Genomic DNA, 12,212 nt, shown 5'->3' with positions numbered 1-12,212 from the left:
GCAGGCCGGCACGCAGCACCATGCCGCCGCCGTCGCCGGTGCAGGTGTGCGCCGAGGTGCAGGAGGCATAGGCGCGGCCGTAGCCGCCGGTGGCGAGAATCACGGTCTGGGCCCGGAAGCGGTGCAGCGTGCCGTCGTCGAGCTTGAGCGCGATGACGCCGCGGCAGGTGCCCTGGTCGTCCATGATCAGGTCGATGGCGAAGAACTCGATGAAGAACTCAGCCGCGTGGCGCAGCGACTGGCCGTACATCGTGTGCAGCATGGCGTGGCCGGTGCGGTCGGCGGCGGCGCAGGTGCGCTGCGCCTGGCTCTTGCCGAACTCGGTGGTCATGCCGCCGAACGGACGCTGGTAGATCTTGCCGTCCTCGGTGCGCGAGAACGGCACGCCCCAATGCTCGAGCTCGTAGACCGCGTCGGGCGCGTTGCGCACCATGTATTCGATCGCGTCCTGGTCGCCGAGCCAGTCCGACCCCTTCACGGTGTCGTACATGTGCCAGCGCCAGTCGTCCTTGTGCATGTTGCCGAGCGAGGCGGAGATGCCGCCCTGCGCCGCGACCGTGTGCGAGCGGGTCGGAAACACCTTCGTGATGCAGGCGGTGCGCAGGCCGGCCTCGCTGCAGCCGACAACGGCGCGCAGGCCCGCGCCGCCGGCGCCGACCACGACGACGTCATAGGTGTGGTCTTCGATCGGATAGGCTTTGCCATTGGTGGCGGGAGCGCCGTTGCCCGTGCCATTGGTCGTATTGGCCATGGGTTACACTCCGGATGACAGTTGGAGAATCGCGTAGATCGAGGCGAGCGCGACCGCGATCGAGAAGAAATTGTTGAGCATGATCGCGGTGAGCTTCAGCTTCTCGTTGTGGACGTAGTCCTCGATCACGACCTGCATGCCGATCTTCATGTGCCAGGCGCTGGCGACGATGAAGAGCATCATGATGACGGCGATCGGCAGCGAGCCGAGGATCTGCTTGGCGCCGGCCTGGTTGCGGCCGAGCGTCATCATGATGATCACCAGCACCGGGATCATCAGCAGCGTCATCGCCACCGCCGTGAGGCGCTGGCGCCAGAAGTCGGATGTGCCGGAATGCGCGGCGCCGAGATTGCGGACGCGGCCGAGCGGGGTGCGCATGCTGCGCTTGGGCGTATCGCTCGCGCTCATCGTCCGCCTCCGATCGCGTAGGCGATGATCCAGATCAGCACCGTCAGGGCGATGCCGCCGATCGCTGCGCCCCAGGTCAGCGCTTCGCGCTCATTGGCCTTGAAGCCGTATCCGAGGTCCCAGACGAAATGCCGGATGCCGCTCAGCATATGGTGCATCAGCGCCCAGGTGTAGCCGAACACGATCAGGCGGCCGATGATGCTGCCGGTGAAGGCCTGGACATGGGCATAGGCGGCGGGGCCGGAGGCCGCCGCGATCAGCCACCAGGCCAGCAGCAGGGTTCCGGCGTAAAGGGCGATACCGGTGGCGCGATGGACGATGGACAGCGCCATCGTCAGCGTCCAGCGGTAGACTTGCATGTGTGGTGAAAGCGGTCGTTCGATCCGTGCGGTCATGGGCTTTGATGTTGTATGGCGGCCCTTGAGGGCGCGCGCGGGGATCGCGAAAGGTCGGCTCTATTTACGGAGTCGATTTCGCCTGCGCAATCACCAAATCGCCATAAATCGAACGAGCGTTCAGCTCTACAGCCTTGATGAACCAAGGCCAATCAGGGGCTTGGTATACCAGACCCTCGGTCCGCCAGCAAAGAAGCGAATATAAATTCATAACTTTAGAAAGCGCCGAGGCGCGTTGAAATTACTATTGGAACACCTCTAAACGGACCATGCCGTCCAAACCCGGCAGAGACTGCCAAACACCCGCCAGCCTCACTGTTCCGGGCGCCGACTCTTCCTTCTCGCGATCCAGGTTGATCCGGTCTGGATATGCGCACTCTGCATTCCACCCCAGCCGCGGGACACGGCGTGTCGACCGCGCGAATCAGATCGCCTAAAGCTCCGCGCGTCGCGAACACAGATCGTGCAAAGTTGCGGCTGGTTGTCAGGGCAGGTCAGGGTGATTGCAGGTCTTGATATCAAGGAGATCGTCGAGCTCGCGCTGCTCTTGATCGCAATCGGCGCGCTCTCGGGATTCCTGGCCGGCGTGTTCGGTATTGGCGGCGGCGCTATCCTCGTGCCGGTGTTCTACGAATGCTTCCGTATCGCCGGCGTGCCGCTGGAGGTGCGGATGCCGCTCTGCGTCGGCACCTCGCTCGCCGTGATCATCCCGACCTCGATCCGCTCGTTCCAGGCGCATTACAAGCGCGGCGCCGTGGACATGTCGATCCTGCGCGTCTGGTGGCTGCCGATCGTGCTCGGCGTCGTCGCTGGCAGCGTCGTCGCGCGCTACGCGCCGGAGCGGCTGTTCAAGATCGTGTTCGTCTGCGTCGCCTGGTCGGCCGCCGCGCGGCTCATCTTCGCGCGCGAGGGCTGGAAGTTCGGCGACGATCTGCCGAAGGGTCCGCTGATGCGCGTCTACGGCTTCTGCGTCGGCATTCTCTCGACGCTGATGGGCATCGGAGGCGGCCTGTTCTCGAACCTGCTGATGACCTTCTATGGCCGTCCGATCCATCAGGCGGTCGCGACCTCGTCGGCCCTCGCGGTGCTGATCTCGATCCCCGGCGCGCTCGGCTACATCTATGCCGGCTGGCCCGCGGCGGCGAACCACCCGGCCGTCGCCGCGCTGCAAATCCCGTTCGCGCTCGGCTACGTCTCGCTGATCGGTGCCGTGCTGGTGATGCCGATGAGCCTCGTCACCGCGCCGCTCGGTGTGAGAGCTGCGCACGCGATGTCGAAGCGGACGCTGGAAGCCGCGTTCGGGTGCTATCTGTTTATCGTCGGCAGCAGGTTTGTGCTGAGCCTCGTGGGCGGGCAGTAGTCGCCACACCCACCGTCATTGCGAGCCACCGGGTCCGCGCGAAGCGCGGCCCGATGACAGGCTCCGCGAAGCAATCCCGAAATCTCTCCGCAGCGGCAGTCTGGATTGCTTCGTCGCAAGGGCTCCTCGCAATGACAAGGGGAGAGAGCGGCGCCCCTCACTTCTTCGCGTAAATATCCTTGTACGTATCGCGCAGCACGTTCTTCTGCACTTTGCCCATCGTGTTTCGCGGCAGCTCGTCGACGACGAACACGCGCTTCGGCATCTTGAATTTGGCGAGCCGCCCGTCGAGTGCCTTCAGCACTGCGGCCTCAGTCACGTCGGCGCCCTTGGTGCAGACCAGCACCGCCGTGACGCCCTCGCCGAAATCGGCATGGGGCACGCCGATCACGGCGGATTCGACCACGCCCGGCATGGCGTCGATCTCGCTCTCGATTTCCTTGGGGTAGACGTTGAAGCCGCCGGAGATCACGAGATCCTTGCCGCGGCCGAGGATGTGGACGTAGCCCTTGTCGTCGATCTTGCCGAGGTCACCGGTGATGAAGAAGCCGTCGGGGCGGAATTCGGACTTGGTCTTCTCCGGCATGCGCCAGTAGCCCTTGAACACGTTCGGGCCCTTCACCTCGATCATGCCGATTTCCTCGCGCGGCAGCTCCTTGCCGGTCTCGGGCTCGGTGACGCGCACCGAGACGCCGGGCAGGGGGAAGCCGACCGCGCCGGGCACGCGCTCGCCGTCGTAAGGGTTCGATGTGTTCATGTTGGTCTCGGTCATGCCGTAGCGCTCGAGCACAGCATGTCCCGTGCGCGCGGACCATTCGCGATGGGTCTCGGCCAGCAGCGGCGCCGAGCCGGAGATGAACAGGCGCATATGCCTGGTCGTCTCCTTCGACAGCGAAGGATTCTGCAGCAGGCGGGTGTAGAAGGTCGGCACGCCCATCAGCACCGTCGCGCGCGCCATCAGCTTGATGATCAGGTCCGGATCGAGCTTCGGCAGGAAGATCATCGACGCGCGCGAGAACAGCGTCACGTTGGTCGCCACGAACAGGCCATGCGTGTGGTAGATCGGCAGCGCGTGGATCAGCACGTCCTTGTCGGTGAAGCGCCAGTAGCCGACGAGCGAGAGCGAATTCGACGCGAGATTGTCGTGAGTGAGCATCGCGCCCTTGGAGCGGCCGGTGGTGCCCGAGGTGTAGAGGATCGCGGCGAGATCGTCGCCCGCGCGGGCAACGGTCGTGAACGCGCTGCTCGCCTTGTCGGCGGCTTCCGTCAGCGAGCCCTTGCCGTCAGCTCCGAGCGTTTCGACCTTGGCCTTCACCTTCGCGGCGATCGGGGCGAGACCTTCCGCCTTGGAGGGATCGCAGACCACCAGCGACGGCTCGGCATCGCCGATGAAGTAGTCGAGCTCGTTCAGCGTATAGGCGGTGTTGAGCGGCAGATAGACCGCGCCGGCCCGCACCGTCGCCAGATACAGCACGATATTGGCGACCGATTTTTCCACCTGCACCGCGACGCGGTCGCCCGGCTTCACACCGCGCGCGACCAGCACGTTCGCCATCTGCCCGGCCCGCGCGATCAGATCGCCATAGCTGATACGGGCACCATCCTGCGTCTCGATCGCGAGGCGTTTGGGATCGTCGAGGCCGTCGAACAGGCGGGAAAACAGGTTGGCGTTCGCTGCGTGGTTCATGCAAGATTTCCTCGACCGCAAGACTGACAAGGCCGGTCAAAACCGAGGGCTGGATTAGCAAAAACCGCCCCAATGAAGCAACGGAGACAGTTTGCATGTCAAAAAACGGGAAACGCGTGGCCTGGGTCACGGGCGGCGGCAGCGGAATCGGGGAGGCCGGCGCCGAGGCGCTCGCTGCCGACGGCTGGACGGTGGTGGTGTCCGGCCGGCGCCAGTCAGCCCTGGATACCGTGGTTGCGAAGATCGCCAAGGCGGGCGGGGCGGCCGAGGCGATCGCGCTGGACGTGTCCGACGCTGCGGAGGCCCAGAAGGCGGCCGACCGGATCGTCGCCAGGCACGGCCGCATCGACCTGCTCGTGAACAATGCCGGTATCAATGTCCCCAAGCGCAGCTGGAAGGACATGGAACTGGAGGGCTGGGACAAGTTGGTCCAGGTCAATCTCAACGGCGTGCTCTATTGCATGCGCGCCGTGCTGCCGACGATGCGCAAGCAGCAGGACGGCTCGATCATCAACGTCTCCTCCTGGGCTGGTCGTCACGTCTCGAAGATGCCGGGCCCGGCCTACACCACCACCAAGCATGCGGTGCTGGCGCTGACCCATTCCTTCAACATGGACGAATGCGTCAACGGCCTGCGCGCCTGCTGCCTGATGCCGGGCGAGGTGGCAACGCCGATTTTGAAGCTGCGCCCGGTGGTGCCGAGCGAGGAGGAGCAGGCCAGGATGCTGCAATCCGAAGATTTGGGGCGCACGATCGCCTTCATCGCCTCGATGCCGCCGCGCGTCTGCATCAACGAGCTCCTGATCAGCCCGACCCACAATCGCGGGTTCATTCAGACGCCGCTGAGCAGGGATTGAGGCCAAGGTCGTAGCCTCGGGCTCGTCATTGCGAGCCAACGGGTCCGCGCGAAGCGCGCCCCGATGACAGGCTCCGCGAAGCAATCCAGGACCCTCGCCGCGGAGACAGTCTGGCTTGCTTCGTCGCAAGGGCTCCTCGCAACGACGGCGGGGGCCACCCCCACGAACATCCCCCCACATAGTTTCACCCATCACAAAGAGTTTTTCCCCGAAACCACTTCGCAAACCCTCCCGTAGTTCGGCCAACGACGGCGCTGCTGCTCGACGCCAAGGGCACAGGCACCGTTGTTGCCCAGCTCAAACGCCGGCCATTGCCGGTCACAATTCAATCGGGAGACTCTCCATGTCGAAGTGCATTGCCTATCTCGCTGCCGCCGCCTTCAGTGCCCTCGCCATCACCGCGACCGTCGTCGCGCCGGTGCGTGCCGAGGAAAAGACCGTCATGGTCGGCGGCGCCGCGATGTTCCCGTCGAAGAACATCGTGCAGAACGCAGTCAACTCGAAGGACCACACCACGCTGGTCGCGGCGGTGAAGGCGGCCGGCCTCGTGCCGACGCTGGAAAGCAAGGGGCCATTCACGGTGTTCGCGCCGACCAATGCCGCCTTCGGCAAGCTGCCGGCCGGCACCGTCGACAATCTGGTCAAGCCCGAGAACAAGGCCACCCTGACCAAGATCCTCACCTACCATGTCGTGCCCGGCAAGCTCGAGGCCTCCGACCTCACCGACGGCAAGAAGCTGAAGACCGCCGAAGGCGAGGAGCTGACGGTCAAGAAGATGGACGGCAAGACCTGGATCGTCGACGCCAAGGGCGGCACCTCGATGGTGACGATCAGCAACGTCAACCAGTCGAACGGCGTCATCCATGTGGTCGACACCGTGCTGATGCCGGCGACGTAACACCGCGTCCCCCTGTTTCATCCCCCGGACAGGGTGCTTTGAGACGGCGAGCCGGGGGTGCCCGGCTCGCTTTTTTGTGACCACGATAGCCTTTGGGCATCGATTCGATGGCCAACGGGGCGTAACGAAAGCGGACGCATCGGCGTATATTCAGCGTCACACGACGTTCAGGACGGAACCATCATGGCGAGCCTCACAGTCTCCGACGAGCAGGTCAGGGCCACCCCGACCAAAGTGATCCAGCCGGCCTGGGTCCGCGTCATGCATTGGATCAATGCCCTCGCCATGATCCTGATGATCCTGTCGGGCTGGCAGATCTACAACGCCTCGCCGCTGTTCGGCTTCAGCTTTCCGCGCGAGTACACGCTGGGCGGCTGGCTCGGCGGTGGCCTGCTCTGGCACTTTGCGGCGATGTGGCTGTTGATGATCAACGGCCTCGCCTATCTCGTCACCGGCTTTGCCACCGGCCGCTTCCGGAAGAAGCTGCTGCCGATCACGCCGTCAGGCGTGCTGCACGACGTCAGGGCGGCGCTGACATTCAAGCTCGGTCATGACGACCTCACCGTCTACAATTACGTGCAGCGGCTGCTCTATGCCGGCATCATCGCGGTCGGCGTGCTGATCGTGCTGTCGGGCCTTGGCATGTGGAAGCCGGTGCAGCTCTATTATCTGGTCATGCTGTTCGGCGACTATCCGACCGCGCGCTACGTGCACTTCTTCTGCATGGCCGCGATCTGCGTCTTCCTCGTCATTCACGTCCTGCTCGCGCTGCTGGTGCCGAAGAGCCTGCGCGCGATGATCATTGGGCGCTGATCAGGAGATCCATCATGGCCAAGCGTTCATTCCTCATTCCCGGCGTCGACAAGCGGCTGCTGATCAAGGACGCCATCAAGACGATGCCGGACTTCACCCGCCGCCGTTTCATCGCCGGCGGCGCCAGCCTGGGGGCGCTGACGCTGCTGACCGGCTGCGACGTCGTGGATTCGTCCTCGGCCGATACGCTGCTGGCGAAGGTCTCGAAATTCAACGACGCCGTGCAGGCCTTCATCTTCAATCCCGACGCGCTCGCGCCGACCTTTCCCGAGAGCGCGATCACAAAGCCGTTCCCGTTCAACGCCTATTACGATCTCGACGACGCACCCGATATCGATGGCAAGGACTGGAAGCTCGAGGTGCGCGGCCTTGTCGACAACAAGAAGTCCTGGACGCTGGACGAGCTCTACAAGCTGCCGCAGGTGACGCAAGTGACGCGCCATATCTGCGTCGAGGGCTGGAGCGCGATCGGCAGCTGGACCGGCACGCCCTTGCGCGATTTCCTCAAGTTGATCGGCGCCGACACGCGTGCCAAATATGTCTGGTTCCAGTGCGCCGACAAGGACGGCTACAACTCGCCGCTCGACATGCGCAGCGCGCTGCATCCGCAGACCCAGATGACGTTCAAATACGCCAATGAGATTTTGCCGCGCGCCTACGGCTTCCCGATGAAGATCCGCGTGCCGACAAAGCTCGGCTTCAAGAACCCGAAATACGTGGTCTCGATGGAAGTCACCAACGACTACAAGGGCGGCTATTGGGAAGACCAGGGGTACAATTCGTTCAGCGGGAGCTGATTGAGGCAGTCATTCCGGGGCTCGCGAAGCGAGAACCCGCAATCTCGCGCCGCAATCTCTGGATTCCGGGTTCGCGCTACGCGCGCCCCGGAATGACCCTAGCTCTTCGGCCCCACCTTGCGCTGGCACAGCGCCGCCACCGCCCCTAGCGCCAGCAATGCGGCCGAGACATTCAGCGCATAGCTCAGGCTCCCCAGCGCATCCGTGATCGCACCGACCACGATCGGCCCGAGCGTCTGGCCGACGCCGAACGAGATCGTCATCGCCGCAATCGCGGTCGGCCAGACTTCCGGCGGATAGTTGAAGCGCACGAAGGCGGTGGTCGAGCCGACCACAGCGAAGAAGGCGACGCCGAACACGACCGCCGACACCGCGAGCCATGCCGGTGAATGCCCGAGCATCGGCAAGGCGGCACCGAGCGCGTTGGTGCCGAGGATGATGGCGGTGGCGAGCCCGCCGCGGTCGAGCGCCAGTACGCCGCGCCAGGCCCAGGGCGTTGCAAAGGCACTCAGGCCGATCAGGCTCCAGAACGCCGCCTGCGCCGCGGCGCCGCCGCCGCCGTCGCGCACATAGGCGATCATGAAGGTCATGTAGGCGATGTAGCCGGCGCCGAACAGGAAGTAGCCGGCGAGATAAATCAGCACGGGCGGAAGCGCGAAGGCGGCGTGGCTGCCTTCGGAGAAGCGCGCGCCGCTCTCGATGCGGATCAGGAACAGCGGGATCGTCATGGCGATCGACAGCAGCGTCAGCGCCCACCACACCAGCCACCACGAGCCCGGCCCGAAATATTGCAGCGTGAACGGGGCGATCAGCCCCGAGGCGAGAATGCCGATGCCGGGCCCGGCATAGAACAGGCTGAGCAGGAAATTGGCCCGTTCGGGGCGCGACTGCGCGATCGCGGCGGCCAGCGCGCCGCCGGCGACGAAGCCGGCCGCTGCCCCCAGGCCCAGCACGAGGCGGGCAAGGCTCAGCGCGACGAAATTGCCGGTCAGCGCGCAAGTTGCGAGCGCGGCGACGCAAGCGAGGGTTCCGCCGCGGATCGCCGCCGACCAGCCGACGCGGCGGATCAGCCGGGACGCCACCAATGCGCCGACGAGGTAGCCGACGGCGTTGATGGTGTTCATGAAACCGGCCGCCGAGTAGGACCAGCCGAGGTCCTCCCGCATGTCGGGCAGCACCAGCGCATAGGCAAAGCGGCCGATGCCGAGGCCGACCGTTGCGGCCAGCGACAGGGTCAGGATCAGCCGCGCAGGATGTGCGTCGGGCGGGGGGCGCTCAGGGGCGTGCAAGGGGTACTCCGGCCTGTCCAGTGTGGCAGGCCCTGCCGGTCTTGCACAGCCGCGGCGCGGCAATGGTGTCTTGCCAAGCGCGCAACGCCGCTCTAGCACTCCGGCCGACCTGTCATTCCGGGGCGCGCCGCTTGGCGCGAGCCCGGAATCCATACTCCCGATGGTGGTTATGGATTCCGGGCTCGCTCGCTTTGCTCGCGCCCCGGAATGACGAGGGTGGACAAGAAGGATCTGACCATGGCGACCCACAAATTGCTGCTGCTCCCCGGCGACGGTATCGGCCCGGAGGTGATGGGCGAGGTGAAGCGGCTGATCGATTGGCTCAATTCGGCCGGGATCGCCAAATTCGAGACCGATACCGGCCTCGTCGGCGGCTCCGCCTATGACGCCCACAAGGTGTCGATCTCCGAGGGCGACATGGCCAAGGCGCTTGCGGCCGACGCCATCATCTTCGGCGCCGTGGGCGGCCCGAAATGGGATGCCGTTCCCTACGAGGTTCGCCCGGAAGCCGGCCTGCTGCGCCTGCGCAAGGATCTCGCTTTGTTCGCCAACCTCCGCCCCGCCGTGTGCTACCCGGCGCTCGCGGACGCTTCGAGCCTGAAGCGCGAGGCGGTCGAGGGTCTCGACATCGTCATCGTGCGCGAGCTCACCGGCGGCGTCTATTTCGGCGAGCCCAAGACCATCACCGATCTCGGCAACGGCCAGAAGCGGGCCATCGATACCCAGGTCTACGACACCTATGAGATCGAGCGCATCGGCCGCGTCGCCTTCGAGCTTGCCAGGAAGCGCAAGAACAAGGTGACGTCGATGGAGAAGCGCAACGTCATGAAGTCGGGCGTGCTCTGGAACGAGGTCATGACCCAGGTGCACAAGCGCGAATATCCCGACGTCACGCTCGAGCATCAGCTCGCCGATTCCGGCGGCATGATGCTGGTGAAATGGCCGAAGCAGTTCGACGTCATCGTCACCGACAATCTGTTCGGCGACATGCTGTCCGACATCGCGGCGATGCTGACCGGTTCGCTCGGCATGCTGCCCTCGGCCTCGCTCGGCGAGATCGACGTCAAGATCAAGAAGCGCAAAGCGCTGTACGAGCCGGTGCACGGCTCGGCGCCTGACATCGCCGGCAAGGGCCTCGCCAACCCGATCGCGATGATCTCGTCCTTCGGCATGGCGCTGCGCTATTCCTTCGACATGGGCGATCTCGCCGACAAGGTCGACGCCGCGATCGCCGCGGTGCTCGCCAGCGGCCTGCGCACCGCCGACATCAAGTCGGAAGGCACCACGGCTGCATCCACCACGCAGATGGGCGAGGCGATCCTGAAGGAATTGCAGAAGCTGCACGCGTAAGGCGGCAGTTGCTGTCATTCCGGGATGGTCCGCAGGACCAGACCCGGAATCTCGAGATTCCGGGTTCGGTGCTTCGCACCGCCCCGGAATGACGGCTCACTACTTTCATCGCGATTGCCGAGAAGTGGTGGGCACGGCGCGATGCGCCTTTGCCCACCCTTACGGCAGTGTGCCTCAGGAGCCGCCTCATGGATTCACCCCGCCCCAAGATCGCGGAAACCATCATCCATAACACGGTGCGGCTGCGCGAGGCGCAGATCGGGCGGCGCTGCGAGGTTCTCGCCAACACCCGCATCGAATATGCCTCGCTCGGCGACTACTCCTATCTCGGCGAGAATTGCGACGTCGCCGACGCCGCCATCGGCAAATTCACGGCGATCGCCAATTCGGTGCGGATCGGCGCGCCGAACCATCCGATGGGCCGTCCGTCCCAGCATCGCTTCACCTACGTCCCCGAATATTACGAGGCGGACGCGACGCGCGACCGCGATTTCTTCGCAGGCCGCCGCGGCGACCGCGTCATCGTCGGCAATGACGTCTGGATCGGCCACGCCGCCATCCTGCTGCCCGGCGTGAACGTCGGCGACGGTGCGGTGATCGCCGCAGGCGCCGTCGTCAGCCGCGATGTCGAACCCTACACCGTCGTCGGCGGCGTTCCCGCCCGTCCCATCCGCAAGCGCTTTGCTGAGTCTGTCTCCGAGAGCCTGCAGCGCATCGCCTGGTGGGATTGGCCGGATGCGCTCATCTTCGAGCGCCTCGCCGATTTCCGCTCCGAGGCGATCGAGGAGTTTTGCCGGCGGCATGATCCGGCAGCGAACGCGTAGCCTCAGCCGTCATTGCGAGGAGCCCGCGCCAAAATTGCGTAGCAATTTTGCGCTGGCGACGAAGCAATCCAGAATGCTTCCGCGGAGAGATTCTGGATTGCTTCGTGGAGCCTGTCATCGGGCCGCGCTTCGCGCGGACCCGTTGGCTCGCAATGACGACGGAGAGGCAGGAGCGCATACGGCACCTTCCCAAAACAAAAACGGCCGGGCGCGAGCCCGGCCATTTTGATTCGCTGTTGAGCCCGCTCAGTACAGCGGGAAGTTCTGCGGATAGCCGCCGACATCGGCCGGCGTGGAGAGCGGCTGGCGATCGATCGGGCGGTTGAGGTTTTCGCGGGCGAAGGACGGATAGCCGACGGCCGGCGGGAAGGCGTAGTCGGTGAACTTGCGGTCGCCCGGGTTGACCTCGGTGCCGCCGTCGAGCCAGGAGCGCTTGCTCACATAGATGCGGGTGCGGCCCTGCTGATAGACCGCGTTGGGGCCGCTCGGGCCGTAATAGACCCGGCCGCGATCGTCATAGCGCTTGGTCTTGGTATCGGCTGCAGCCGGCGTCGCGAAGGCGATAGCAATCGCGGCCCCCGCCGCAAGCAGAGTCGCCAATTTGTTCGCGGCAGAAAATTTCGAGCTCATCACGTCCCCTTCAGGCGGCAAGCCGCCAGTCGATTTCGCCCCATACTAGCCCGGCCGGGGTGCCCACAACTAGGTCTATTGGGTCACACCAGCGCGGAATAATCGTGCCCGCCGGCAAAAGTTGCATGCAAACCAGCTACTTGAGCTTGATGC

The 12,212-nt window shown here is 64.9% G+C and carries 13 protein-coding genes; 7 read left to right on the top strand and 6 right to left on the bottom strand.

Going from position 1 to position 12,212, the window contains the following annotated elements; genetic code table 11:
- The 3 genes from A5906_RS45570 to sdhC all read right to left on the bottom strand — a co-directional run.
- The coding region (locus A5906_RS45570; RefSeq protein ID WP_245327055.1) for an FAD-binding protein at positions 1–751 on the bottom strand (751 nt) is incomplete at its 3' end.
- Positions 752–754: 3 nt separating this feature from the next.
- Positions 755–1,159 carry a succinate dehydrogenase, hydrophobic membrane anchor protein gene (gene sdhD, locus A5906_RS34700; RefSeq protein WP_080139612.1) on the bottom strand — a complete coding sequence of 135 codons (405 nt, stop codon included), beginning with the start codon at positions 1,157–1,159 and terminating at the stop codon, positions 755–757.
- Positions 1,156–1,554 carry a succinate dehydrogenase, cytochrome b556 subunit gene (gene sdhC / locus A5906_RS34695; RefSeq protein ID WP_080139611.1) on the bottom strand — a complete coding sequence of 133 codons (399 nt, stop codon included), beginning with the start codon at positions 1,552–1,554 and terminating at the stop codon, positions 1,156–1,158. Before sdhC ends, sdhD begins: the two co-directional genes overlap by 4 nt.
- Before the next feature lie 499 nt (positions 1,555–2,053).
- On the opposite strand from sdhC, the gene A5906_RS34690 reads away from it, so the two are divergent.
- Positions 2,054–2,914, top strand: coding sequence for a sulfite exporter TauE/SafE family protein (locus tag A5906_RS34690; protein ID WP_080139610.1), 861 nt, complete (start codon positions 2,054–2,056; stop codon positions 2,912–2,914).
- Between the two features lie 157 nt (positions 2,915–3,071).
- Here A5906_RS34690 and A5906_RS34685 read toward each other — a convergent pair whose 3' ends face one another.
- The gene (locus tag A5906_RS34685) at positions 3,072–4,601 is read right to left on the bottom strand and encodes a malonate--CoA ligase (RefSeq protein WP_080139609.1); all 1,530 of its coding nucleotides are present in this window, start codon (positions 4,599–4,601) and stop codon (positions 3,072–3,074) included.
- Between the two features lie 95 nt (positions 4,602–4,696).
- Here A5906_RS34685 and A5906_RS34680 point away from each other — a divergent pair, with 95 nt between their 5' ends.
- The 4 genes from A5906_RS34680 to A5906_RS34665 all read left to right on the top strand — a co-directional run bounded on the left by A5906_RS34680 (position 4,697) and on the right by A5906_RS34665 (position 7,966).
- Complete coding sequence (locus tag A5906_RS34680) at positions 4,697–5,458, top strand: SDR family oxidoreductase (protein WP_080139608.1); 762 nt, start codon at positions 4,697–4,699, stop codon at positions 5,456–5,458.
- 343 nt (positions 5,459–5,801) lie between these two features.
- The gene (locus A5906_RS34675) at positions 5,802–6,356 is read left to right on the top strand and encodes a fasciclin domain-containing protein (RefSeq protein ID WP_080139607.1); all 555 of its coding nucleotides are present in this window, start codon (positions 5,802–5,804) and stop codon (positions 6,354–6,356) included.
- 183 nt (positions 6,357–6,539) lie between these two features.
- Positions 6,540–7,169, top strand: coding sequence for a cytochrome b/b6 domain-containing protein (locus A5906_RS34670; protein ID WP_080139606.1), 630 nt, complete (start codon positions 6,540–6,542; stop codon positions 7,167–7,169).
- A 14-nt stretch (positions 7,170–7,183) separates the two neighbouring features.
- Positions 7,184–7,966, top strand: a complete 783-nt coding sequence (locus tag A5906_RS34665; RefSeq protein WP_080139605.1) for a molybdopterin-binding protein — start codon at positions 7,184–7,186, stop codon at positions 7,964–7,966.
- A gap of 98 nt (positions 7,967–8,064) precedes the next feature.
- On the opposite strand, the gene A5906_RS34660 is transcribed toward A5906_RS34665, so the two are convergent.
- Positions 8,065–9,255, bottom strand: coding sequence for a YbfB/YjiJ family MFS transporter (locus A5906_RS34660; protein WP_080139604.1), 1,191 nt, complete (start codon positions 9,253–9,255; stop codon positions 8,065–8,067).
- A 237-nt stretch (positions 9,256–9,492) separates the two neighbouring features.
- Here A5906_RS34660 and leuB point away from each other — a divergent pair, with 237 nt between their 5' ends.
- Together leuB and A5906_RS34650 are read left to right on the top strand one after the other, a co-directional pair.
- Positions 9,493–10,605 carry a 3-isopropylmalate dehydrogenase gene (gene leuB / locus A5906_RS34655; RefSeq protein ID WP_080139625.1) on the top strand — a complete coding sequence of 371 codons (1,113 nt, stop codon included), beginning with the start codon at positions 9,493–9,495 and terminating at the stop codon, positions 10,603–10,605.
- Positions 10,606–10,793: 188 nt separating this feature from the next.
- Entirely contained in the window at positions 10,794–11,429 is a 636-nt protein-coding gene (locus A5906_RS34650) for a DapH/DapD/GlmU-related protein (RefSeq protein ID WP_080139603.1), read from the top strand.
- Positions 11,430–11,675: 246 nt separating this feature from the next.
- Here A5906_RS34650 and A5906_RS34645 read toward each other — a convergent pair whose 3' ends face one another.
- Positions 11,676–12,059: a hypothetical protein gene (locus tag A5906_RS34645; RefSeq protein WP_080139602.1), complete on the bottom strand. Its 384-nt coding sequence runs from the start codon at positions 12,057–12,059 to the stop codon at positions 11,676–11,678.
- Positions 12,060–12,212 lie beyond the last annotated feature (153 nt).

It is taken from the genome of Bradyrhizobium sacchari, assembly GCF_002068095.1.
Classification (GTDB): Bacteria; Pseudomonadota; Alphaproteobacteria; order Rhizobiales; family Xanthobacteraceae; genus Bradyrhizobium; species Bradyrhizobium sacchari.
The sequence above is the reverse complement of the archived record's forward strand: the minus strand, read 5'-3'. Positions and strand labels throughout refer to the sequence as shown.